Source organism: Flavobacterium paronense, assembly GCF_030409795.1.
Taxonomy (GTDB): domain Bacteria; phylum Bacteroidota; class Bacteroidia; order Flavobacteriales; family Flavobacteriaceae; genus Flavobacterium; species Flavobacterium paronense.
Genome location: NZ_JAUFQN010000019.1, coordinates 1609734 through 1634525, shown reverse-complemented (window position 1 = coordinate 1634525; position 24792 = coordinate 1609734). Strand labels below are relative to the sequence as shown.

28 protein-coding genes are annotated in these 24792 nt (G+C 33.9%); 4 read left to right on the top strand and 24 right to left on the bottom strand.

Features of this window, described 5'->3' with window-relative positions; genetic code table 11:
- Positions 1-26: 26 nt before the first annotated feature.
- The 3 genes from QWY90_RS08510 to QWY90_RS08500 all read right to left on the bottom strand — a co-directional run bounded on the left by QWY90_RS08510 (position 27) and on the right by QWY90_RS08500 (position 2105).
- Positions 27-740: a hypothetical protein gene (locus tag QWY90_RS08510; protein ID WP_290285448.1), complete on the bottom strand. Its 714-nt coding sequence runs from the start codon at positions 738-740 to the stop codon at positions 27-29.
- 174 nt (positions 741-914) lie between these two features.
- Positions 915-1397, bottom strand: a complete 483-nt coding sequence (locus QWY90_RS08505; RefSeq protein ID WP_290285447.1) for a hypothetical protein — start codon at positions 1395-1397, stop codon at positions 915-917.
- Between the two features lie 291 nt (positions 1398-1688).
- Positions 1689-2105, bottom strand: coding sequence for a DUF2846 domain-containing protein (locus QWY90_RS08500; RefSeq protein WP_290285446.1), 417 nt, complete (start codon positions 2103-2105; stop codon positions 1689-1691).
- 279 nt (positions 2106-2384) lie between these two features.
- Between QWY90_RS08500 and yaaA the strand changes: the two genes are divergently transcribed.
- The gene (yaaA, locus tag QWY90_RS08495) at positions 2385-3143 is read left to right on the top strand and encodes a peroxide stress protein YaaA (protein WP_290285445.1); all 759 of its coding nucleotides are present in this window, start codon (positions 2385-2387) and stop codon (positions 3141-3143) included.
- A gap of 123 nt (positions 3144-3266) precedes the next feature.
- On the opposite strand, the gene QWY90_RS08490 is transcribed toward yaaA, so the two are convergent.
- The 15 genes from QWY90_RS08490 to QWY90_RS08420 form a co-directional block, all read right to left on the bottom strand.
- Entirely contained in the window at positions 3267-3617 is a 351-nt protein-coding gene (locus QWY90_RS08490; protein WP_290285444.1) for a hypothetical protein, read from the bottom strand.
- A gap of 101 nt (positions 3618-3718) precedes the next feature.
- Positions 3719-5308, bottom strand: a complete 1590-nt coding sequence (locus QWY90_RS08485; protein WP_290285443.1) for an MDR family MFS transporter — start codon at positions 5306-5308, stop codon at positions 3719-3721.
- A 38-nt stretch (positions 5309-5346) separates the two neighbouring features.
- On the bottom strand, positions 5347-6429 hold the full coding sequence (locus QWY90_RS08480) for an HlyD family secretion protein (protein ID WP_290285442.1): 1083 nt from the start codon (positions 6427-6429) through the stop codon (positions 5347-5349).
- A 13-nt stretch (positions 6430-6442) separates the two neighbouring features.
- Entirely contained in the window at positions 6443-7795 is a 1353-nt protein-coding gene (locus QWY90_RS08475; RefSeq protein ID WP_290285441.1) for a TolC family protein, read from the bottom strand.
- On the bottom strand, positions 7785-8408 hold the full coding sequence (locus QWY90_RS08470) for a TetR/AcrR family transcriptional regulator (RefSeq protein ID WP_290285440.1): 624 nt from the start codon (positions 8406-8408) through the stop codon (positions 7785-7787). The genes QWY90_RS08475 and QWY90_RS08470 overlap by 11 nt, the downstream gene beginning before the upstream one ends.
- A 160-nt stretch (positions 8409-8568) precedes the next feature.
- Positions 8569-9330: a tryptophan synthase subunit alpha gene (gene trpA / locus QWY90_RS08465; protein ID WP_290285439.1), complete on the bottom strand. Its 762-nt coding sequence runs from the start codon at positions 9328-9330 to the stop codon at positions 8569-8571.
- Between the two features lie 2 nt (positions 9331-9332).
- Positions 9333-10520: a tryptophan synthase subunit beta gene (trpB, locus tag QWY90_RS08460; protein WP_290285437.1), complete on the bottom strand. Its 1188-nt coding sequence runs from the start codon at positions 10518-10520 to the stop codon at positions 9333-9335.
- A gap of 3 nt (positions 10521-10523) precedes the next feature.
- A complete protein-coding gene (locus QWY90_RS08455; RefSeq protein ID WP_500683688.1) occupies positions 10524-11150 on the bottom strand; it encodes a phosphoribosylanthranilate isomerase in 627 nt (208 codons plus the stop codon).
- Positions 11150-11935, bottom strand: a complete 786-nt coding sequence (gene trpC, locus QWY90_RS08450) for an indole-3-glycerol phosphate synthase TrpC (protein ID WP_290285434.1) — start codon at positions 11933-11935, stop codon at positions 11150-11152. The genes QWY90_RS08455 and trpC overlap by 1 nt, the downstream gene beginning before the upstream one ends.
- Positions 11932-12930 (bottom strand): anthranilate phosphoribosyltransferase, encoded by a 999-nt coding sequence (gene trpD, locus QWY90_RS08445; RefSeq protein WP_290285433.1) that lies wholly within the window; start codon positions 12928-12930, stop codon positions 11932-11934. The genes trpC and trpD overlap by 4 nt, the downstream gene beginning before the upstream one ends.
- Complete coding sequence (locus QWY90_RS08440) at positions 12927-13496, bottom strand: anthranilate synthase component II (RefSeq protein WP_290285432.1); 570 nt, start codon at positions 13494-13496, stop codon at positions 12927-12929. The genes trpD and QWY90_RS08440 overlap by 4 nt, the downstream gene beginning before the upstream one ends.
- Positions 13497-13498: 2 nt before the next feature.
- On the bottom strand, positions 13499-14893 hold the full coding sequence (locus QWY90_RS08435; protein WP_290285431.1) for an anthranilate synthase component I family protein: 1395 nt from the start codon (positions 14891-14893) through the stop codon (positions 13499-13501).
- 261 nt (positions 14894-15154) lie between these two features.
- Entirely contained in the window at positions 15155-15721 is a 567-nt protein-coding gene (locus tag QWY90_RS08430; RefSeq protein WP_290285429.1) for a YceI family protein, read from the bottom strand.
- Positions 15722-15743: 22 nt separating this feature from the next.
- Positions 15744-16376 (bottom strand): NAD(P)H-dependent oxidoreductase, encoded by a 633-nt coding sequence (locus tag QWY90_RS08425; protein WP_290285428.1) that lies wholly within the window; start codon positions 16374-16376, stop codon positions 15744-15746.
- An 8-nt stretch (positions 16377-16384) separates the two neighbouring features.
- Positions 16385-16846 carry a MarR family winged helix-turn-helix transcriptional regulator gene (locus tag QWY90_RS08420; RefSeq protein ID WP_290285427.1) on the bottom strand — a complete coding sequence of 154 codons (462 nt, stop codon included), beginning with the start codon at positions 16844-16846 and terminating at the stop codon, positions 16385-16387.
- A gap of 164 nt (positions 16847-17010) precedes the next feature.
- Between QWY90_RS08420 and QWY90_RS08415 the strand changes: the two genes are divergently transcribed.
- From QWY90_RS08415 to QWY90_RS08405, 3 genes are read left to right on the top strand one after another with little or no spacing between them, the layout of a single operon-like run.
- Complete coding sequence (locus QWY90_RS08415) at positions 17011-17331, top strand: rhodanese-like domain-containing protein (protein WP_290285426.1); 321 nt, start codon at positions 17011-17013, stop codon at positions 17329-17331.
- 11 nt (positions 17332-17342) lie between these two features.
- Positions 17343-18647 carry an NAD(P)/FAD-dependent oxidoreductase gene (locus QWY90_RS08410; RefSeq protein WP_290285425.1) on the top strand — a complete coding sequence of 435 codons (1305 nt, stop codon included), beginning with the start codon at positions 17343-17345 and terminating at the stop codon, positions 18645-18647.
- Between the two features lie 3 nt (positions 18648-18650).
- The gene (locus tag QWY90_RS08405; protein WP_379691226.1) at positions 18651-19310 is read left to right on the top strand and encodes a M15 family metallopeptidase; all 660 of its coding nucleotides are present in this window, start codon (positions 18651-18653) and stop codon (positions 19308-19310) included.
- On the opposite strand, the gene QWY90_RS08400 is transcribed toward QWY90_RS08405, so the two are convergent.
- From QWY90_RS08400 to QWY90_RS08375, 6 genes are all read right to left on the bottom strand, one after another.
- Complete coding sequence (locus tag QWY90_RS08400) at positions 19307-19876, bottom strand: hypothetical protein (protein WP_290285423.1); 570 nt, start codon at positions 19874-19876, stop codon at positions 19307-19309. The two genes, QWY90_RS08405 and QWY90_RS08400, sit on opposite strands and share 4 nt — an antisense overlap.
- A gap of 3 nt (positions 19877-19879) precedes the next feature.
- Positions 19880-21058: a class I SAM-dependent methyltransferase gene (locus tag QWY90_RS08395; RefSeq protein WP_290285422.1), complete on the bottom strand. Its 1179-nt coding sequence runs from the start codon at positions 21056-21058 to the stop codon at positions 19880-19882.
- An 82-nt stretch (positions 21059-21140) separates the two neighbouring features.
- Positions 21141-22091 (bottom strand): zinc metalloprotease, encoded by a 951-nt coding sequence (locus QWY90_RS08390; RefSeq protein WP_290285421.1) that lies wholly within the window; start codon positions 22089-22091, stop codon positions 21141-21143.
- A gap of 157 nt (positions 22092-22248) precedes the next feature.
- Positions 22249-22887: a DUF4159 domain-containing protein gene (locus QWY90_RS08385; protein ID WP_290285420.1), complete on the bottom strand. Its 639-nt coding sequence runs from the start codon at positions 22885-22887 to the stop codon at positions 22249-22251.
- 3 nt (positions 22888-22890) lie between these two features.
- The gene (locus tag QWY90_RS08380; protein ID WP_290285419.1) at positions 22891-24078 is read right to left on the bottom strand and encodes a thioredoxin family protein; all 1188 of its coding nucleotides are present in this window, start codon (positions 24076-24078) and stop codon (positions 22891-22893) included.
- Positions 24079-24082: 4 nt separating this feature from the next.
- A complete protein-coding gene (locus tag QWY90_RS08375; RefSeq protein WP_290285418.1) occupies positions 24083-24787 on the bottom strand; it encodes a 16S rRNA (uracil(1498)-N(3))-methyltransferase in 705 nt (234 codons plus the stop codon).
- Positions 24788-24792: the final 5 nt, after the last annotated feature.

The window sequence follows — 24792 nt, the reverse complement described above, 5'->3', positions numbered from 1 at the left end:
TGTTTGTTTATTTATGATAATGAAATTTATTTTTGTTCTTCGTATATTTTTAACAATGCTAACGCTAAATTCGGTTCAACGTGATTTATTTTTCCGGTGTTAAAACTTACTCCAACACCATTGTATCCTGGAGAATAGCTAGTGCCGTTAAGTCCGATTCCGGAAAAACTTAAGAAAGAGCTATAACCGCCTTCTTTTCGCTTATACCATAATGTAGTTCCTGTGAAACCTCCTTTGGTTATTTGTATTTCGTCTTTTTCTTTGATGTCAAATACTTTAAATTGACCGCTGGCGATTTCATATTTTTGACCTTGCACTTTGTATCCTTGTGTTTTCTTTTCGTTCATATCATCGTTGCCAAAGATGACTATTTTGTTTTTCGGAATATGTTCAAAATTAGCATCAAAAATTGAGTCTTCACAGAAATAGGCAGACAAGATTAATTCTCCATTAATATCCCCATCTGTCTTTGTAAAACGCTCAAAACGATAGGCATTCGCACCTAATTTCTGCGCTTCATATTTTATAAAATAGTATAAATTAGTGGTGTGTTTTAAACTGCCGCGGGACTTTATTTTAGCCACAAATTTAGAGGTAGTAATATCGGTGCTGTCACTGAGGTAAATGAATTGTTGGTATTTTGGTTTTTGAAGTGTGTCGCCTTTTTCAAGAAACTCAATGGTTTGAGCCTGGAAATTATAAGAAAGAAAAAGTAAGAAGAGAGTTATTACCTTTTTCATTTTTTGTTTGTTTTGTTATTTTGTAAAAATAATAAAATTGGTTTATCTTGATAACAGAATAACAATTAAACTAACAAAAAAATCTTTTCATTCTTTACTATTCAAAATAACTATTGCGTCAAACGGATTCAATTTGAAACAAATTACATAAATTATTGCCGTTTCAAATGATTTTTACAACGGCTTAGGAGTAACTTCTTTTGTGGAGATGGCGGAAACCTTATTGTCAGTATTGATTGTTACAAAGAGTTCCCTTTTGTAAAGTTTCTTTTCATAATCGATATTGTATCGAAAAGTATATTCATCAGTAATCTTGTTATGGGTAATATCTGTCAGATTAATTCCTAAAAACCGTCCGTTTCTTTGATTGATTTTTTGACAAATAGCAGCAATCTTTTCTTTGGTAGCATTTTTTCGAACCTTATCTGTAGCTTCTGTAGTACTAAAGCTTTTGAATCTTGAGATATTGCAGGTTTCTAATAGTCTTGTTCCTAAATCATCGGCCCGTTTTTTCTTGATGATTTCTACTTCGGTAGGCTTCGCTAAAGTTATATCTTTTTCGACAGCCGGTTTTTTAGTTTTACAGGACACGAGTGTAAGCGAACTGGTGAAGCAAACTATAATCAATATAGAGCAAAACAAAATAATTCTTTTCATCAGATTTTAATTTTACAAACAGTTATTAACAATACGGTTTCCTCAAAATTCGGTTAAAGCTATGTCAACATTGTTATATAATTTTGAAAAACTATTATATGATTTTTTAATTGTAATGATGTTTGTAATATGGAAAGCAATCAAGATTAAGCATTAGTTTTATATTATTTAAAAAGCCACTGATTAATGTGGCTCTTTAAAAATGCATTAAAAATTAATGAACCTGAGATTTAAAGGGTCAATAGACTAATAATTTAATCTTCAGTTCTTTTTATTTTTAGGTTTTCTATACTAAAAGCATTCTGTATCTTCAACACAGTCAATTAAAATTGTTTTAGCTGAATTCTCAGTGACTTCTTGGCAATACAAATTATTTACAAATAAACCTGTTTGAAATATCATTTGAATATAATAGGTTTTTCCGGCTTCGATATTTATGGTTATAGGTTCTGCTTTTTCTTTAGCTTTTTTACCTCCAAATTGTACTGTAAAAACATGCTCTCCGGGTTCTAGTTCATGTATCGAATATTTTTTATTATTCAGTTTGCAAACAAGTTGTTTGTCAATAAAAGCTGTAAAAGCAGTAGCCGAACCTTGAAAACCAGTTGATCGGATAAAATAAACTTTAGCTTTTGTTTCTTGAGAATAACTTAAACTAGTTAGCAAACCTGCTATGATTAATAATAAAAATAGTTTAGTTGTTTTCATTTCAGTAAAAATTATAATTTTCCTACTCTTATGGTTTTTCGTTTATACCTTGATTTTTTTTTATTACTAAATACTAGAAAATCATTAGTAAAGTTACTCAAATAACAAGTATAATTAAATGATATTTGTCATGTAACCAGTTAATTAACTTTTTTTATTAGTAAAAATAATTAACAAATCACTTAAGGAATTATGTAATATAAAAACGGAAACAATTCAGTATGCGGTATATGTTTTTTGATATTGAATTTGTATTTTTGAAACGCTAATTACTAGAAAATGAAAATCGTCATATCGCCAGCCAAATCATTAAACTTTGAAAAGGAATTGCCATCAACTACTTTTTCTGAGCCACAGTTTTTAAAACAAGCGACAACAATTCAGAAAACTTTAAAAAAGAAAAAGCCCAAAGCCTTATCGCAACTCATGGATATTTCGGATAAACTAGCAGAACTTAACTGGCAACGGAATCAGGATTGGCAAACACCTTTTACTATTGAAAACGCGCGCCAGGCAATTTATACTTTTGATGGTGAAGTATATTTGGGTTTGGATGCTTACAGCTTGCCATTGGATAAATTAGAAGTGCTACAAAGCAAACTCCGTATTCTTTCAGGTTTATACGGTTTACTAAAACCATTGGATTTAATGCAGGCGTATCGACTAGAAATGGGGACATCTTTATCAATTGGTAAAAACAAAAACTTATATGAGTTTTGGAAAAAAACCATTACCAAACAACTCAACAGCGAATTGGAAAAAGGCGAGTTGTTTATTAATCTGGCAAGTAACGAATATTTTAGTGCTGTGGATATGAAAGCATTGAAAGTACCCGTAATTACACCCGAATTTAAAGACTACAAAGACGGCAATTTAAAGATGATTAGTTTTTTTGCCAAAAAGGCAAGAGGTATGATGGTTCGCTATATTATTGATACCAATGCAAAAACTGTTGATGACCTGAAAGGATTTAATTATGAAGGTTATGGTTTTGATGCGAATTTGAGTAAAGGAAATATATTGGTTTTTACTAGATAAAGTTTGTTCGGTATTTCTTCGCAAAGGGGTACCATAACCACGAACGAAACCCGAATAAAGCCCTAACAAAAGTCATTTGCAACAAAGACAAAAAAAAGCCCCGAATTCTCGGAGCATTTACTATTATTTAGTATAAAGATATTCTTCATATTCCATTCTGGTTTCACTGGTAAGTTTCCTCTGGTCTCGTGCTAATTCTCTCATGGCTTCAACACCTTTTTTGGCACAACGTTTTACTTTGTTTAATTTAGAGGAAAAGGCCAGGAGTTTTTTAGCATCTTCGGGACTTAGTTTTGTCTTTATTTCATCTACGAAAGTGGAGAACTCTTGAACTACTTCGCGATTTTCATCGTATTCGGTTTTCAAATCGTCTAACATCTCATCGATTTCTTTACTTATTTCTTTGCAATGGTCTTCACTTTTTTTGTGAAGCTCTATGATGATTTTCTTGTGATTCCTACCAAAAAGCCCCATAATTGCTAATTTAAGTTGTTTAGTTTTGACTGTATATGATCAAATTTAGGAAATAGTTTTTAAAAAACAGGCAAATTGTTAATAACTTGCAAATTAGTTAATTAGTGTATGGCTTCGCTTATGTCTACTTTGGTTTTCCCTTTTTTTATCAATAGAATAAACGGAATGCAAAATAGAAAAAGTAAGCCTAGATAAAGGAAAATATCCATGTATGACAGGACTGAGCTTTGTTTGGTAATACCAAAATCTAAGACTTTATAGGCTTTTTGCAAAGCTACTTCCGGACTAAATCCTTTAGACATAAATCCTCTTTGTAAAGCATGTAATCTGTCCTGAACAGCCACTCTTGTTGGGTCTAAATGTGCAATTAGATTTACTCTATGCTCTTGTCCAAAACGAGCGATTAATGTTGTAATAATTGCAATTCCGAATGAGCCACCAAGCTGTCGCATCATTCCGGTAAAAGCTGCACCTTCGCCAATGCTCTTTCCTTTTAAGCCTGAAAGGGATAAGGTAGTTATTGGTACAAATAGAAATCCTAAACCAATTCCGCGTACGATTAACGGCCAAAACATGTGTTCCGTTCCGGTATCGGTCGTCATGATATCGTGCATCCAATAGGTAAAAATAAAGAACATCATGAATCCAAGTGCCACTAAATAGGTTTGAGGTATGCCTTTTTGTATCATTTTACCAATAAATGGCATCAGTATGGCTACCGTAATAGAACTTGGAACTAGAAGTAAACCAGCATCAGTTGCAGTCCATCCCAAAATAGATTGGGTGTAAATTGGAACAATAAATGTGGTTCCGTATAAACCAAATCCCATGATAAAGCTCATTACAACCCCAACGCGAAGGTTACGGTCTTTGAGAACTCCGAGATTTACAATTGGGTATTTATAATTGAGTTCGCGCCAAATGAAAAAGAACAAGCCTAAGAAACTAATTATGGCCAGTCTGACAATCCAGGTATCATTAAACCAATCGTCTTGTTGCCCGTGTTCTAAAATGTATTGTAGCGAACCAATAAAAGCAGCTAATAAGCCAATTCCCAACCAATCGACCTGATTGACTTTTAGCCTTTCTCCATATTTTGGGCTTCTGACAAAAGATAAAGTCAATAGTGTTGCTACAACTCCGATAGGTACATTGATGTAGAAAATATAAGGCCATGAAAAATGATCGACAATATAACCACCTAATGGCGGACCTAGTGTTGGACCAACAATAACTCCCATGCCATAGATAGCTTGTGCCATTCCGCGTTTTTCGACAGGATAACTTTCGGTGATAATGGTTTGTGCTGTTACTAAAAGTGCTCCACCACCTAAACCTTGTATAAATCGGAAAGCTACTAATTCCCATATATTATCGGCATTCCCACACATGAATGAAGCCACGGTAAATATGATAATTGAAGCGGCAAAGTAATTTCTACGTCCAAATTGTTGCGATAACCAACTTGTCATTGGTATTACAATAACATTAGCAATTGCATAAGCAGTGATTACCCAAGCCACATCGGTTAATGTTGCACCAAGACTTCCACGCATATTATTAAGCGCAACGTTTACAATAGTCGTATCTACAATTTCTAGCAACGCACAAAGCACTGCCGTAATGGTAATTATTGTTCTTCGAAAACCATATTCTACTAAATCGTCTTGAACTACTGGTGCTTTAGCCATTTTAAATAGTTATGAATTATGAGTTATAAGTTATGAGTTTACTTCAAAATTACATCAACATCAGCATTCATTCCGGAACGTAGTAATTGTAGTTTGTCTTTTGGGTTGTTTTTGGTAAAGTTTATTCTAACCGGAAGTCTTTGCACGGTTTTTACAAAGTTTCCGCTTGCATTATCTGGAGGCAAAAGGGAGAATTTAGAACCGGTAGCCGGAGAAAATGAAGTGACTTCACCTTCAAATTCAGCACCAGGGAATGCGTCGATTTTTAGTTTTACTTTTTGACCTGCTCGCATTTTATCTAATTGTGTTTCCTTGAAATTGGCAATAACCCAGGTTTCATTGTTGTTAACGATATAAAACAACGATTGTCCAGCTTGAACTAATTGACCTGGTTGAATGTCAACCGTTGAAACTTGTCCGTCAATAGAAGCCGTCACAACGGTATAACCCAAATTCAAATTAGCTGCATCTAAACTTGCTTGTGCTTTTTTGATATTGGCAGCAGCAACCTGAACTTGTTTGTTGCTTACGTTTGTTCTGGCTGAAGCTACGTTTCTTTGAAAAGCAGAGGCTTTTTGTTGGTCAATTAAAATTTGTAACTGGCTTTGTGCTTCTTGTTTAGCAGCTTCTGCTTGTTCGAATTGTTGTTTTGTTATCGAATGATTTTTGTACAAATTGTTGTAACGGTCAAAGTCGGCTGAAGCTCTTCGCAATCTGATTTTAGCCGTTTCAATCGAACCATTGGCAGATTGCACATTGGCATCAGAAACGGAAACACCAGCTTGCGAAGTTCCGATATCGGCTTTAGCTACTTCGAAACTGTTTTCGGCCGAAGCCAAATTAGCTTTAGCTTCCTCGACTTTAACAATATAGTCGTTGTGGTCAATCACAAAAAGGGTGTCGCCTTTTTTTACTATGTTGTTATCCTTAACCAAGACTTTGGTAATGTAGCCAGAAACTCTTGGGATTATTGGGTTCATTTTTTTTGCCACTTGAGCGTCATCAGTGGTTTCGTGTGACAAAGAGTGAATGTATTTGTAACCGCCATAAGTCAAACCAAAAGCTAACAATATGATGAATATCAAACGGAACTTTTTATTTGTTTTTGTTGTATTTTCCATGGTTCTGAATATTTTATTTTTGAGAGATGTTTAAAGATGAGTTTAGTTTTCCTGAAGCAAATTGCAATTCGTAATACTTTTGAGCCACGTCTGCTTTTGAAAGAGCTTGATTTATTTTGGATTGTAATTGTTGAAAATCAGCTTCGAGTAAATCATTAGTGTCTACCAGACTGTTGTCGTATTTGTCTTTTACAATTCGGTAATTTTCGGTGGCTTGCGTTACGGCTTTTTCATAAACCAAACTTTGTTTCAACGAAAGATTGTAATTTTCAGTTGCCTGAAAGACTTCTTCTTTTATTTGATCAGTCATCAGCGATAAAGCAATTTCTGTTTCCTTGGTTTTGCTTTGTGCCAGTTTTACGTTTTTACTGTTTTTGAAGATACTGGACAAATCATAAGATACACCAACGCCAAAATTCATCGCATTAGTAACAGTCAGTACATTATTCAAATCGAAAGCAATATACCCGCCGGTTAAATTTAATGAAGGATAATAATTTGCTTTGGCGATTTTAATTCCACTTTCGGCGGCTTGTTTTTTGAGCTCTAATGATTTTAAATCGTTTCGTTCGCCTTGTTCGGTATTTCCCTGATTGCTTGCCATATCTCTTTTTACGGCTTCTATGTCGATGTCAACTTGAGTGTTTTCAGGTAATTTTAGTAAAGTGATTAATTTGTAATTGGCAATGGCTGTATTTTTCTTAGCATTATCCAAAGATAATTGCACGTTCGATTGTTGCAGTTGCGCTTTTAGCAAATCATTTCGGGCAATCAAACCATTTTCTTCCATAGCCGTGAAGTCTTTTACACGTTGGTCAGCCGATTTCAAATTGTCCTGAATTAAATTGACCATTTGCTGTGCTTTGTAAAGATTGGCAAACAATTCAACTACTTCCAAACCAATTTGCTCTTTTGAATGCTTTTCAGAGAAGGTTTCTGCTTTGTACATACTTTTAGATTCGTTGATGCTGTTCTTTAGCTTAAATCCATTAAAAACAGGCATGGTTGCATTTACTTGTCCCAACATCAATTGATCAATTTTTAAAGGAGCAGAAGAACCGGAACCGCTAGTATTTGTTTGAATATTTGAATCAACATGAGCGCTTGATAATCTCAAATATTGTCCTGAAGCTTTTACACTCGGATATCGATTGTTTTTGATAACGTCTAATTCAAGTTTAGAAGTTTCTACTTTGGCTTTGGCTAAAGATGCAGCATCACTATTGGTGACAGCCATTTGGACAGCCTCTTTTAAAGTAAGCAGCTTTTTTTGCTGCGCCAGTTCGTTAACGCTCGTGTCTTGTGCCTGATTTTTGGTAAAAACCAAAAGCAGAAAGATGAGAAGAAGTGTTTTATTAATTTGCATATACTAAATGTGCTTTTATGGTTGTTTGAATGTGTTGTGTCAGTGTGGTAGCTATATAATTTTGATATTCTTCTTCAGTTTTCAAATCAAGTATTTCAAGATAAAACGGCTTGTTCATATGAAATTGGAAATACGTTCCCATAATAATGGGAGGAAGCAGGTCAACATTAATGTCTTGTTGGAATTCACCTGAATCCTGTCCTTCTTTAATTATGTTTTTGAATGTCTCTAAATTGTTTTTCTTCATTTCATTAAAACCATCAAAATTTAGTTCTCTTTTTTTGGTAGAAAACTCAAAATGCAGAATTTGATAAATGCATCGGTTTTTGTTGATACGGTTGATATAAAGCTCGACCATTTTGTCAACCTTCGCGAAAGGTGGGATGTTTTCATTATAGAGACTTTCCAGTTGCAGGCGCATGTCTGAAATCCTGTTGAGTACCAAAGCCTCCAGCATTTTTTCTTTAGAGCCAAAATAATAGGATATCATGGCAATATTGATATTGGCTTTTTTGGCAATATCTCTAATTGATGTCCCATCAAAACCTTCTTCGGCAAATAGCTGTTCGGCTACCTGAAGAATCTCTAATTGTTTCTCATTAAATTCAGTCATGATTTGTTTGTGATTAAATCGGAAGACAAAATTAAACAAGTGTTTAAATTAAACGTTTGTTTAATTGTTTTTTAACACTAAATTAACAAAAAAGGAATCATAGATAAATACTATAGTAAATGTTTATATGGCTAAATATCAATATTATAAATTTGTCTTTCTAAAGTAAATTTTGGATAAAAGATGAAATGCCCGAAATTGGATTATCTGCAATAAAGTTAATAAAACTACTGCCGATGATAGCGCCTTTTTGATGTTTTGTGGCTTGCTGAAAAGTAGTTTTGTTACTAATTCCGAAGCCAATTATTTGAGGGTTTTTTAAATTCATTGTAGCAATTCTTTCGAAATATGCTAATTGATTTTCGTCAAAACTATCTCTGCTCCCCGTTACACTTGAACTACTGACCATATAAATAAAGGAATTGGAATTCGCATCAATCAGCCGGATTCTTTCTTCAGTAGTTTGTGGTGTAATTAAGAAAATCATAGCAATTCCATAGCTTTCAAAGAGTTGTTTGTATTCTGAAAGATAAATTTCTAAGGGTAAATCCGGAATAATCAAACCATCTATATTAGTTTCTTGACATTTTTTCAAAAAGTTTTCTATGCCAAATTGCAACACAGGGTTAAAATACCCCATGATTATTAGTGGAATTTCTACTGTTTTCCGAATATCGATGATCTGTTCAAACAGAATATCGGTGGTCATTCCGTTTTTCAAAGCTTGTGTAGAGCTTGCTTGTATGGTTGGCCCATCCGCTAATGGATCGCTAAACGGCAGCCCGATTTCAATCATGTCAACCTTGTTTTTGGCTAAATTTACTATTAAACTTTTAGTATCGTTTAAGTTAGGAAAACCTGCTGAAAAATAAATAGATAGTATTTTTTTATTTTCTGCTAATTTGTTTTGTATTCTATTCATTTTTATAAGTTGAAATAGTTAATATAGGTATTTAAATCTTTATCGCCACGACCGGATAAATTAATCACAACAACATCTTCAGGCTTGAATTTCTTCTGATGTAAAACTGCCAATGCATGTGAAGTTTCTATCGCCGGAATGATACCTTCTGTTTTCGCCAATGCAATTCCGGCTTTCATAGCATCGTCGTCAGTAATGGCAATAAATTCTGCTCTTTTTGTTTGAAACAAATGCGAGTGCATCGGACCAACGCCGGGATAATCCAAACCAGCAGAAATAGAGTAGGGTTCCGTGATTTGTCCGTCTGTGGTCTGCATCAAAAGGGTTTTGCTACCGTGAATAACACCTATTTTCCCTAGTATTGAAGTGGCTGCACTTTCACCTGAATCAACGCCTTTTCCGGCAGCTTCAACTGCAATAAGTTTTACATTTTCATTATCTAAGAAATGATAAAAAGCTCCGGCAGCATTGCTTCCGCCACCAACACAGGCGATTACATAATCGGGGTTTTCTTTATTTTCATGTTCTAAAAGCTGCTTCTGAATTTCTTCTGAAATAACACTTTGAAACCGCGCCACCATATCTGGATAAGGATGAGGTCCAACTACGGAACCAATAATGTAAAATGTATCAACCGGATTATTGATCCAATCACGAATAGCCTCATTAGTTGCGTCTTTTAGCGTTTTGGAACCAGAAGTTGCCGGTCGAACTTCTGCGCCCAGCATTTTCATTCGGGCTACATTTGGTGCTTGGCGTTCAATATCAATTTCACCCATGTATACGATGCATTGTAAGCCCATTAGTGCACAAACGGTTGCGGTTGCAACACCATGCTGACCTGCGCCGGTTTCGGCTATAATTCTGGTTTTACCTAATCTTTTAGCTAATAATATTTGCCCAATCGTATTGTTGATTTTATGTGCGCCGGTATGACACAAATCTTCCCTTTTTAAATAGATTTTAGTTTTAAATTGTTCTGACAACCGTTTTGCAAAGTATAATGGCGTTGGTCTGCCAACATATTCTTTTAAAAGCGCATGAAATTCGTCCTGAAAAGAAGGTTCTGCGGTTATTGATAAATACTGTTGTCGTAATTCTTCGACATTTGGATAGAGCATTTCTGGGATGAATGCGCCGCCAAATTCGCCATAAAATCCGTTTTCGTCTACATTGTAACTCGTTTTCATAGTTTATTCTTTAAAAGCGTTTATAAGCTGTTTTGTTTTTTCTGTTGATTTAAGTCCGGGTGAAATTTCCAATTTACTGTTGCAGTCAATAGCGATGCAGTTTTTGGAATAATCTTTTTCTAGAAACGATTTTACTTCATCTATATTTTCTATGCCGATTCCACCACTTAAAAAATAAGGTTTATCTAAATGATATTTTTCTAAAACTGACCAATCGAAAGTTATTCCGTTGCCACCATAATTGGTTCCTTTAGTATCAAAAAGAAAGTAATCAGAATAAGTATTATAATTATTTAAAGTATTAAAATTAAATTGGTTATCAATACTAAATGCTTTAATTACTTTAAATTTATTTTGCTGTAGCAAATGACAGAATTCCGGACTTTCATCGCCATGTAACTGAACAAAATCCAATTGGTGTTTTGAAACTTTTTCTTCAATTTCTTCTAAAGAAGCATTGACAAAAACACCAACTTTATGAATTGATTTATGAATATTTGGAATTGTATTTTCAAAATTACGTGGCGACTTTTCATAGAAAATGAAACCCAAATAATCAGGTTGCAATGAAGCTATTTCATTGATGTTTGCTGGATATTTCATACCGCATATTTTGATTTTGATTACCATTATCCTTTTAATTGATTGATAAATTGCTCCAGACTTTTCCCTGGATTATCGGTTTTCATAAAGTTTTCCCCAATCAAAAAGCCTTGAAATCCGTTGCTTCTCAATAGTTTTATGTCATTAGTTGTAGTTATTCCGCTTTCAGAAATCTTTACAAAATCATTTGGAATATGATTTATTAAATCAATACTGTTCTGCAAACTCACTTCAAATGTTTTGAGGTTTCGATTGTTCACACCAATCAAATCAAGGCTTGGCATAATGCTTTTTTCCAGTTCTTCCTGATTGTGGACTTCCAGTAAAACCTCTAATGCTAAAGACTGTGCAAACTCAGATAGTTGTTTGATTTCCTGTTTCGATAAAACAGCTGCAATCAACAGTATAGCATCAGCACCAAAGGATTTGGCTTCTAACAACTGATATTCATCAACAATGAATTCTTTTCGTAATAACGGAATCTGAACAGAAGCTCGTGCTAAAAGCAAATCTTCTAACGAACCACCAAAATACTGCATGTCGGTTAAAACCGAAATCCCGGAAGCGCCTGCATTTTCATAACCTTTTACAACTTCTTCTACAGAAAAACTATTGTTAATCGTGGCTTTCGAAGGCGAACGACGTTTGTGTTCGGCAATAATTCCAAATGGTGAATTTATAATTGACTTACTCAAAGACTTAGTTTTTTTGTTGAATAAATCTGAGTTTTCTAATTGGGCAACCGAAACTATGCTCTTCTTTAAATCGATTTCTTTCTTTTTACTGGCGATTATTTGATCTAATATACTCATGCTTTTTGGCTGATTTGTTGTAGTTTTTGTAATTTTTTTAAAGCGTTTCCTGATTGCAAACTCTCTCTGGCTTTTGCAAAAGAATCAATTATATTCGAATTTTCAACGGTTGAAATTGCCAAAGCGGCATTAGCACAAACCACATTTTGTTGTGCTTCAGTTCCGTTTCCTGAAATGATATTCATGAAAATATTAGCCGATTCTTCTATGGTTTCCCCTCCTTTTATATCTTCAAAGTATAATTTTGATAATTGATAATCCTCAGCATTTACAATACTTTCAGAGTTTTTTGTAATCATTTTGGCATCAGCGGTTAAAGAAATCTCATCATAACCATCCAATGCATGTAGAATCGTGTAATTCACATTCGTGTTTTGGTATAAATAGGCATACATTCGAGCCAATTCCAAGCTAAAAACGCCAACCAGTTGGTTTTTAGGAAAAGATGGATTTACCATCGGACCCAGCATATTGAAAAAGGTTTTAATCCCTAGTTCTTTCCGGATTGGTCCAACGTTTTTCATTGCCGGATGAAACAAAGGTGCGTGAAGTATGGCAATGTTGGCTTCGCCCATACATTTGGCTAAAAAATCTTTATTATTACTGAATTTTACTCCCAGAGTTTCCATCACATTGCTTGAACCTGAAACCGATGAAACGCCATAGTTTCCATGCTTTGCAACATGAATGCCACTTCCGGCAACCACGAAAGATGCTAAAGTTGAAATGTTAAATGTATCTTTTCCATCGCCGCCTGTACCACACAAATCGATAGTGTTGTAAGCTGAAAAATCGACCGGAATGCAAAGCTCCAAAAGCGCTTCCCGAAAACCGGAAAGTTCTTCAATAGTGATGTTTCGCATCATATATACCGTCAGAAAGGAAACTATTTGACTCGGGTTGTAGTGTGCGGAAGAAATGTTAACCAATACTTCTTTGGCTTCGGTTTTGGACAGTGTTTCGTGATTTATTAATCTGTTTAAAATTGTTTTCATGAGTTTACCCAGTTTTCTAAAATTTGTTTCCCAAATGGTGTCAAAACGCTTTCAGGATGAAATTGTACGCCTTTAACGTCTAATTTTTTGTGGCGTAAAGACATGATTTGTCCGTTTGCATCTGTAGAAGTAATTTCTAAAACAGTTGGAAAATTAGCAACGGCAACTACCCACGAATGATAACGCCCAACTTCAAATTCGTTTGGCAGACCATTATAAAGACTTTCGTCAATAACAGATTGAGTTACTTTTGTCGCCACACCATGATATACTTTATCTAGGTTGATTAGGCTTCCGCCAAAAACTTCTCCGATAGCTTGTTGACCTAAGCATACACCAAGAATGCTTTTACTTTCGGCATATTTGGAAATCACAGCTTTGAGCAAACCAGCTTCATCCGGAATTCCCGGACCTGGCGAAAGGAGTATTTTGTCGAAAGCTTGTAATTCTTCCAATTCAAATTCGTCGTTTCTTAAGACGGTTACTTGTGTGTTCAAATCTTCAAGATAATGAACGAGGTTGTAGGTAAAACTATCATAGTTGTCGATAACGGCTATCTTCTTCATAATTATATTGTTTCTGCTAATTCGAGTGCTTTATTTAAAGCTCCTAATTTGTTATAAACTTCCTGCATTTCATTTTCTTCCGAAGAACTTTCTACGATTCCGGCACCAGCCTGATAATGCAGTTGGTGATTTTTGGAAAGGAACGTCCGAATCATAATCGCGTGATTAAAATTGCCATCAAAATCCATGAAACCAATGGCGCCACCATAAAATGTCCGGTTGGTGTTTTCGATCTCTTCGATGAGTTGCATGGCTTTGTGTTTTGGTGCACCGCTTAATGTTCCGGCCGGAAACGTATTGGCAACCAACTTCATTGAACTTCCGTTTAGTTTTCCGGTGACTTTGGATACCAAATGAATGACATGAGAAAAGAATTGTACTTCTTTGTATTTCTCGACTTTCACTTCGGTACAATTTCGGCTTAAATCGTTTCGTGCTAAATCAACCAACATCACGTGCTCGCTGTTTTCTTTGGCGTCTTCGGATAATTTTTTAGCTAATTCGGCGTCTTGTTCGTCGTTTCCTGTTCGTTTAAAAGTTCCGGCAATTGGATGAATTTCGGCATGCTTATTTGAGATTACGAGTTGTGCTTCGGGCGAAGACCCAAATATCTTAAAGTTTCCATAATCAAAAAAGAATAAATAGGGTGAAGGGTTGATGTTTCGCAAAGCACGATACACATTGAATTCATCACCTTTAAAAGCCTGTGAAAATCTTCGAGATAAAACTAGTTGGAACACATCACCACGATGACAATGTTTTTTGGCTAAAGCCACATTTGATTTAAATTCGGCGTCCGTTAGATTGGAAAGCGAATTCCCTTCTTTGGCAAAACGGTAACTCGCGAAGGTTTTGGTTTGTAAGAGTTGTTCAATTTCCTTAATATTACTGGTATTGTCAATGCTGTGGCAAAAGATATACGCTTCATTTTTGAAATGATTTATGGCGATAATGTTTTGGTAAACCGCATAATACAAATCGGGAATTGCTAAATTATCTGGTCTTTTTTGAATGCTTATTTTTTCGAAATATTGCACAACATCGTAGTTGATATAGCCAAATAAACCGTTATTAATGAACTTGAAGTTGTTTTTTTGAGGTGTGAATTTGGAGGCAAACTCTTCAATCACCTTTGGAACATTCACGGCAGTGGAAATGCCAATTTTTTCAGAAGTTCCATCAGGATATGAACTTATTATACTATTGTTTTCAATCTTTATCGATGCGATTGGATTGCAACAGATATAGGAAAAACTGTTATCTGCAGTATGATAGTCGCTGCTTTCGAGCAAAATACTATTGGGAAATTTATCTCTGATTTTGAGATAAATACTTACCGGCGTAATCGTGTCAGCTAGAATTTGTTTGTGCTGCGTATGTAATTGAAACTGTTGCATAATGAAAGTATTAAAATGAAAAAAGACCTGTCGTGAATGACAAGCCTTTATATTATTTGGATAAATGATACCAATAATGGACTATTTCACGACGACTGACGTAAACTGTTCCACCACCAAGTATTATTTAATATGTTCTTCATTTTGTTTTTTTGTTGAACAAATATAGGAATGTGTTTTTAATTTCCAAGCAAAAAATAAAAAAAAACCTCTCTCGTTCTAAAAAACGAGACGAGGTTTTTCATAGCAATTGTTCCCTTTTTAGAACTGTAGGTTAACAGTTAAGTCGAAATCGTCATTGATAGCTTTGTCTCCAATACTGTCAAAGAAGCTTTTTGAGCCATATTTGATATCGTATTTTGTTCTGTCTATTTTCACGACAGTTGAAGCTGCATTTCCTTTTACTGTCAAATCAAAAGTTACAGGATTTGTAATTCCTTTGATTGTTAAATCAGCTGTTATAGTATAAACACCGTTAGCTTTTGTAGCGATTTTTTTGAATGCTAAGGTTGAAGTTTTAAATTTTTCAGTACTAAAGAAATCCTCTGAGTTTAAATGCCCTTCTAATTTTGTTTTCCAATCACCTGATAAATCTGTAGCTTTTAGTGAAGTCATGTCAACAGTAAAGCTACCGCCAACAAGTTTTCCGCTTTTAAAAATTAGGTTTCCGTCTTGAAAGTTAACAGTTCCTGAATGTTCTCCAGTTACTTTTTTGGCATTCCAATTAATAGTACTTTTTTCTACATTAATTTTTTTAGTTTGGGCAGTAGCAACTGTTGAACTAAAAGCTACCAGCAATGCAATTGCAATTGTTTTTAAGTTTTTCATTGTTTTTAATTTTAAGTATTGATTATAGATTGATAAATAATTCTTCGTTTGATTTACGCACTTTAGCATAGTGTTGTGTGTCATCTTCTGCATGACGATATCCGATAGGCGCTATTAATGAAGCACTAAGACCAAGTTTATCCAAACCAAGTATTTCATTAACTTTTTCAGCTTCAAATCCTTCCATTGGAGTAACATCAATATGTAATTCTGCGGCAGCGTTTAACAAATTACCCAAAGCCAAATACGTTTGTTTTGATGTCCAACTATTTCTAACCTCTAAAGGAAGAGCGGTAACTTTTGATTTCATAAAATCACTATACCCTTGTACTGCTTCCATAGGAATCCCACGTGTTTCGGTTAAATCTTTGAAATAAGCATTAATTTCATTTTCTCCGATATTGGTAATATTAGCAAATACTATCAAATGAGAGGCATCTACAATTTGTGCTTGTCCCCATGCTGCAGGTTGCAATTGTGCTCTTATTTCAGGGTTATCCACGATTAAAACTTTGTATGGTTGTAATCCATAGGATGAAGCTGATAAACGAATCGCTTCTTTTAGGGTTTCTAAATCTTCATTTGACACTTTTTTTGTTGCATCAAATTTTTTAGTGGCATAACGCCAGTTTGCGTTTTTAATAAAATTACTCATAGCTATAATTAATTGTTTAATGTTCTGTATTTTTCTAGTAAGGTATTCAATTGTTCTAATTCTTGTTGTGTTAAATTATTAGCAAAAAGTTGTTCGTGTTCCACTACAATTGGATCAAGTTCTGAAAGTATGTCCAATCCTTTTTGAGTTATAAGCACTTCAATTTTTCTGCGGTTGTCAGGACAAACTTCACGTGTTACATAATCTTTCAACAGCAATTTGTCAATCAGTCGGGTAGTGTTACTGTTTTTGGCTAACATTCGTTCCTGAATGATGCACATATTAGCTGGGCTACCTTTTTGTCCACGTAAAATTCGCAACACATTGTATTGTTCTCTTGAAATGTCATAAGGTTTTAAAATTTCATGAAATTTATCTCCAATTACGTTTTGGGTGTATGTAAAGTTCAGGATGACTTTTTTAGCGGCATCTAATGGAACAGTAGATTTTATCACTTCTTCGATCTTCATAATTGTTAGTACAATATTTGTAGGTACAAATGTAAAAAACAATTACTATTGTATATACAAATGTTATGTTATTTTTTTGTTAATTTTATTTAGGAGGAAGTTTAACCTTATATCAATGGCATTTAAATGAACAAAGAAGTATATTTGTTTTCAAATAATAAACTATGGATTTATCACAAGAAGCCTGGAAATCAAAATTGGAAAATGATCCAAATGCCGTTATCCTTGATGTTAGAACTGAAGACGAATGGAATGAAGGAATTATTCCCAACGCCATTTTAAACGATATTTATAAAGGACAAGGTTTTCTGTATAAATTAGATGAATTAGACAAATCCAAAAACTATTTTGTCTATTGTAAATCTGGAGGTAGAAGTGCGCAAGCTTGTGCTATTATGAACCAAATCGGTTTTGAAACAACCTATAATCTTGAAGGTGGCTTCATGAAATGGAAAGGCGATGTTGCCTTTCGGGATGAAAATTAATTAATGTCAAAATGAACATTCCAAATTCAAAAAATCCTCGTGTTGTTATTATTGGTGGCGGCTTTGCCGGAATTGCAATATCCAAAAAACTTAGAAACAAGAATGTTCAAGTCGTACTTATTGACAAACACAATTACCACACATTTCAACCATTATTGTATCAAGTTGCCACTGGCGGTTTAGAAGCAGGTTCGATTGCATATCCCATTAGGAAAGTTATTCAAGAATATAAAGATTTTTATTTCCGATTGACAACTGTTAAGGAAATCGATACCGAAAACCAAAAGATTATCTCAGAAATAGGTGACCTGCATTATGATTATTTAGTAATAGCTACAGGTTCTAAAACGAATTATTTTGGCAACAAAGAAATCGAACGCAATTCGATGTCAATGAAAACCATTCCGCAATCTTTAAATATAAGAAGCCTCATTCTGGAAAATTTTGAACAAGCCGTTTTAATTAAAGATGAAACGGAACGCAATGCTTTAATCAATTTTGTTCTCGTTGGTGGCGGACCCACAGGTGTTGAGTTAGCTGGTGCGTTAGCCGAGATGAAAAGAGCGATTCTTCAAAAAGATTATCCTGACTTAGATATTGATAAAATGCAAATCAATCTGATTCAGAGTAGTGATAGAATTTTGAATACAATGAGCGAGAAGTCTTCAATAGCAGCTGAAAAATTTCTATTAGATTTAGGAGTTAAAATATGGAAAAATGTTAGAGTAACAAATTACGATGGAAGAATAATAAGTACAAGTACCGACTTAACTTTTGATTCTGCTACAGTAATTTGGACAGCCGGTGTTCAAGGAGCTAAAATAAATGGATTAGATTCTAAATCTTTAGTTGAAAAAGCAGATAGAATTCTTGTGAACCAATACAATCAGGTTAAAGGCTATGAAAATATTTTTGCCATTGGCGATATTTGTTCGATGGAAATAGAAAAATATCCAAAAGGTCATCCGATGATGGCACAACCTGCGATTCAGCAAGGTAAATTATTAGGTGAAAATTTAATAAAGTTAATCCACAAAAAAACCATGAAAGCTTTCGAATATAATGACAAAGGTTCGATGGCAACGATTGGTAGAAACCTTGCTGTTGTTGATTTACCTCATTATCATTTCAGTGGTATTTTTGCCTGGTTTGTGTGGATGTTTGTGCACCTTTTTTCGTTGATTGGTTTCAAAAACAAGGCGGTGGTTTTCCTCAACTGGGTATACAATTATATTTGGTTTGACCGCGAAGGACGATTAATCATCAGACCATTTAAAAAGAAAAGTTTCATTACGTTTACAAGTGATGAAGTTTAAATTATGAAAAAGACACTTTTTTTATTCATTACATGCTTACTAATTTCCTGCAAATCAAGTTATCTTGATTCAAAGAAATCAGCTGTTTTATTAGATATAACAAGAGAAGTTGATAGCAATGCTTTTGTAAATATTAAAAATTATAGCAAGGATTTTGTATTTGACATGAAATACGCCACAGCCGATAATTTCTTAAAAGAAAAAGTATATCCATGCGATGAATGTTTTCTCAGAGTTAAAACCGTGAAAGCGTTGTTAGAAGCAAATAAATCGTTTATAACAAAAGGTTTCAGAATAAAACTCTACGACTGTTACCGACCAAAATCCATCCAGAAAAAGATGTGGAAGATTGTTCCTGATGCTAATTTTGTAGCCAATCCAAAGAAAGGTTCAATTCATAATCGTGGTGGAGCTGTCGATATTTCGCTGGTTGATTCAGTTGGAGTGGAAGTAGATATGGGAACCAAATTTGATTTCTTCGGGGAAGAAGCCAGTCATAAGTATCAAAATCTTTCACCAGAAATTTTGGCTAACAGAAAGTTTTTAAAAGAAACGATGCTACTATACAATTTCAAATCATTTGATTCAGAATGGTGGCATTATAATTTAAACGGAAGCAATAAAGACGAACTTTCTAATCAGAAATGGCATTGCCAAGATTAATTCTCAACACATTTTAGATACTCAATAAAGTAATTCTCTGGTTGGTAGGTTTTTTTGTCTAACTCAGCAGTAAACTCTGTTTTAAAAGGATAATCAATTGTTTCTCCGGAAAATCTAATTCTCATAAAGGTAACTTGTGATGTTTTAAGGTCTTCAAAATTTTCTTTTGAAAACACAAACGAACCACTTAAAATTCTGCTGTTTTCATTTTTATCATTCCGAATTAAAGTGCCACATGACTCGTTTCCAGCAAACAATAAAGTAACAATTTTTCCGTTGTTTAACTGCAAAAAAATTCTCGAATTGGCGTCGAAACAATTGGCTTTTATGAATCCTGCACTGCTTTGTAATTGTTGTGTTTCGAGACCTAAAACGCCATTATTACTTGATAAAGCAAATAGAATATCAGTAGAATTTCCGGCAAAACTTCTTTCAAAAATGATGAATTGTTTCGTTAACTTATAAGTACCCAAACTATCAGTTATATTGGTATCTGTCTCGCAAGGTTTTTGAGCAAAAACGTTTAAATTGTATAACAGAAATAAAGTAAAAACTAGGTTCTTCATGGTTTATTTTAATTTGCTGCAAAGTAAAACTATTTTAGCATTATTTGCATCAGTTGTAAAAAAACAATATGTGTTTCCGCCATCTTTTATTTTCCATTTTTTGCGAATGTTTTCTACTGTTTCTGGAAAATTTCGAGTAGTGATATTGGCTTTTTTATTTTCCAAAAACGATTTCATGTTTTGTTTATTGTATTCAAAGCAATTTTCAATTTCAAAAACTCTTCCTGGAAAATCAATTAAACTATCTGAGGTATAAAGATGCGAGTGTTGATGGAGTTTTTCAACTTCAAAATGAGATGTGATTTCATCAAATCCGCCCGATTTCATATTGGCAGCATTGGGCTCAAACAAGTATTTTTTAGGTAAGCTATAATTTGATATCGACGAACTTCCATATTTAAAAGTAAATTCTTCTGAAATGCCTTTTGCCAAATTGCAAGTAGTAATTTGGATTTCTTTCGAATAATTTTTTTCTAAAACCCAAAGCAGTTCCTTGACTTCGTTTTCTATAGCAACAATGTGAATTTCTTTTGCATTTTTTAACTCTGATAATCCGGCAGAAATATCTAAAATAGGAGCCGTTTTCACCATGATTTTATCAGCAAATCTAAAATAAAAATCAAGCAATTCAGGAATGTTCGGCAAACAATCGTTGAGCATAAATACTTTACCCTTAGCATCATTCCGCCTCGACGGATCAATGTAAATCCAGTCAAATTTTTGATTTAAAGTGGCTAGAATTTCAGAACTATCGCCTGCAAGACATCGAACATTTTTTACTTGAAATTGTTCAAAGTTATGTGCAACAATCTCGGATAATTCGGTATTGATTTCGCAATGTGTAACCTGATTTACTCTTATGGAAAAATAGTAAGCATCTACACCAAAACCACCGGTCAAATCAATCAAACTTGTACCTGAAACTAGTTTGGATTTGTATTCAGCCGTTTTTTCAGAAGAAGTTTGCTCAACGGAAATTTTACTTGGATAATAAATATTCGATGTATTTGACCATATCGGAAGTTTAGTTTTTGCTTTTTGCTTTGCTGCAATTTGATTTAGAATTGTTGTCCAATCCGCAGCTGGAAATTTATTTTTTTGCAATGCTAATTTGGCAACATCAGCACCTATATTTGAAGTAATAAACTCTTGAATTTCTTCCGATAAAATGAATTTATTCATAGGTAATAAATTTCACTAAAAGTAAAAAAAAACTCGTCTCGTTATGATCAACGAGACGAGTTTAAAAATTTTAAATTTAGTATTATGGTTGTGCAAAAGAAACTCTAGCTCCACCAGTAACAAATATTGCATTTATTCTCGCTTTTTGACCTGCAGAGAACATGTACATTCCTCTATCATCAGTATAATCCATATAGTTCATAGTCATTTCAACAGGAGTTCCTGTACAAGTGCTGTAATGAGGATATGTTGGAACGCCGTAGTTGGCAGCATTGTGAGATGGTGTATCAGAAACTAAATCATTTCCACAAGTTGCATCGCCCCAAATATGACGAAGATTTAACCAGTGACCAACTTCGTGAGTGGCTGTTCTACCAAGGTTGTATGGGTAACTTGAACTTGAATTACTTGTTACACCAAAATACAATGGGTCAATAACTACTCCATCAGTAGCAGATGCGCCACCAGGAAACTGAGCGTAACCTAAAATTCCACCACCAATAGTACAAGACCAAAGGTTTAGTTTAGTTGTTGGAGATGTTGGAGCAAGTCCACCTTTACTAGTTTTTTTCATAGCATCATTTGTGCCCCATGAAGTTTTGGTAGTTGCTTTTCTGATTACTTGGTCTAATACAAATGAGATTCCAACATTTGCTTTAACCCCAGAAAATAAAGCAGGAACGCTATTGTAATCAGAGTTTAATGCATTAAAATCTTTGTTTAGTACATCTATTTGTGATTGTATTAGTGCCAAAGAAATGTTTTCAGCAGTAGTTCTATATAATACATTCACTACTACAGGTATTTCAATTTTCCCATTTACTAAACGATTGCTTAATACTGCATTTTCAGTAAATGATTCAATTTGTGCCATTTTAACTGCCAACTCTGGATTTTCATTTAGTTGTCTTTCAAGTACTTCTTGAGAAGCACAAATTCTTCTGGATGCTTTAGGAGTGTTGGTTGTATCGTCTTCTTTTTGACAAGAAAATAAAACAAGCATAGTAGCCATTGATAAACAGATTTTTTTCATTTTTTTTGTTTTGGTTAATTAATTGTTACAATTTTATGAAAAATTTTATCAGGTTGTTAAGAAATTCACGTTAGTTTTCAACAAATCGACAAACAACACCTTTTTCTAAAATTCCATAATAATTTCAATAAAAAAAGGATGAAATAAACTACATGATTTAATTGTTAAAAATATAGTTCAAAATATTAGCGCCCATTTTTAAAGCTTTTTCACGAACATCCTTTGGGTCATTGTGCACTTCTTCATCTTCCCAGCCATCACCTAAATCGCATTCAAAGGTGTAAAGTAAAACCAATCGGTTGTCAACAAAAATTCCAAAAGCTTGAGGACGTTTGCCGTCATGTTCATGGATTTTTGGTAATCCACTGGAAAAAAGATTTGGTTTTTGAAAAATAGGATGATTAGCCGGAACTTCTACTAAATCATTGTTAGGAAAAATGCGTTTTATTTCTCTGCGAATATATTCGTCCATGCCATAATTATCATCGGCATGAAGAAATCCGCCAGACAGCAAATAGTTTCTCAAGTTGATTATTTCGGCATCGCTAAAAACCACATTACCATGACCAGTCATGTGTACAAAAGGGTAGGAGAAGATTTCAGTGCTTCCAGGTTCTACGGTAGCTGGTTTTGATTTTATATTGGTGTTGATTGTTTGGTTGGCATATTTTATCAAATTGTGTAAGGATGTTGGATTGGCATACCAATCGCCACCGCCACTATATTTGAGCAAGGCAATTTCTTGTGAGTAAGAAAGGGTTGAAAAAAACAGCAATAAGAATATATATTTTTTCATGGATTAATGTCTTTTGGCTTCGGCTAAGAGGGAATTAATTTCGTCGTTTTTAAAGCCTAAACTATCAGCTAGTAATTTTCCTTTTTGTGCAAATAGAAGTGCTTGTTTATGGTCTTTTACTTTCAAAGATAATTTGGTTGTTAGCACATATTTGTCTATTGATTCTCCCAATGAAATCAGATGTTTACTCCATTCTAAAGCTTGTAATAATCCTTTTTTATCGTTTATGGTTTCCAAGTAAGTATTGCAAATATCATAGAGCAAAACTGCGTCATTCCAAGAGAAATTTTGCACATTTTCCGTTGTTATTATTTTATATTTTTTCAAATTTCCAGTTTGTAATGCAAGCTGTATATCAAAGCGATAAAGCAAAGAATCTATTTTCCGAATTTGAAATGATTTAGCAATAAGGCGTTTTTTATTATAATTTATCGTGTCACCAAGTTCTACTAATGGTTTTAATGTTTCAGAAATGGTATAAGATATTTTTTTATCAACTCTTGATGGCGATGCCACTTTAGAAAAGCTGTCTTTGTTTTTTACCACAAATTTGAATTCATCCGTGTCAAAATTATTGATGCCGTTTGAAAAAATTCGCCAATTGAGTTCGGTAAATCTCTCTTCTTGGGTTTTGGTGCTAAAATATTTCTGAGCAATTGGTGTAGCATCCATCCCGGCTTTCCGTATTGTGGTTATATATTTTAAGCATTTATCCTGATTTGAAGGATCTTCATTATATGTTTTTAAAATATTTGGCAATTGGTTTTCAGGTAATAAAACATCCTTTCCTTCTGAAAGAAAAGCATCTTTAGTTAACTCTCCAGTGATGCAATACAATAAACTTTCATCACTATCCATAAAGACAAATGTTGGAAAACTTGAAACCTTAAATTTATTTTGAAATTTGGTTCTTAATTCTTGTCCATAGCTTGATGTCGCATCAACAGCCATTAGAATAAAATTTGTTCTGTAAAATTGGGTTACAATACTATCTGTAAAAACCTCATTCTTCATTTTGTTGCAATGCACACACCAAGTGGCATAAAAAAGGATTACAATTGGTTTTTTTTCAACCTTCGATTTAGTCAAAGTTTCAGTATAATTTTTATCCAAAAACAAGGTTTGCTTTTGTCCAACTGCCAATGCTGTATTTAGGATCAAAAAGAGAATTAAAATAAATTTTTTAATCATTTTGTTATTCATTATAAAAAATCACACTATGACAAGCTACTATTGCCGCAGTTTCTGTCCGTAGACGCGTGGCTCCCAAAGATACAGGAATAAATTTATTGTCAATAGCTTGTTGGATTTCTTTAACAGAAAAATCCCCTTCTGGACCAATTAAAATTGTGATATCTTCATTGGCTTTTAATTCATTCTTTAATGATTTTTTTTTGGTTTCTTCACAATGTGCAATGAATAATTGACCTTGTTTTTTGGTTTTGATAAAATCATTGAAAGCAGTAGGTTCATTTAATTTTGGCAAATAATAATGCAAAGATTGCTTCATCGCACTTTCCAGAATTTTCTGAAATCTATCGGTTTTAATGATTTTCCTTTCAGAATGATCGCAAATAATTGGTGTGATTTCCTGTATTCCTATTTCAGTAGCTTTTTCCAAAAACCATTCATAACGTTCGTTCATTTTGGTTGGGGCAACAGCTAAATGCAAATGAAACTTTGGTGTTTCCTGCTTTTCAAAAGAAATAATTTTCACTGTGCATTTAGTGTCCGAAGCGATAGTGATTTCAGTTGTAAATAAAAAACCTAAACCATTTGTAACGTGTAAAATATCGCTTTCTTTTTTACGCAGCACTTTAACTATATGCTTGCTTTCATCTTTGTCAAAAACAAAGGAAGTTTGGGTTTCGTTTATGTTTGGATTGTAGAATAGTTGCATACTTT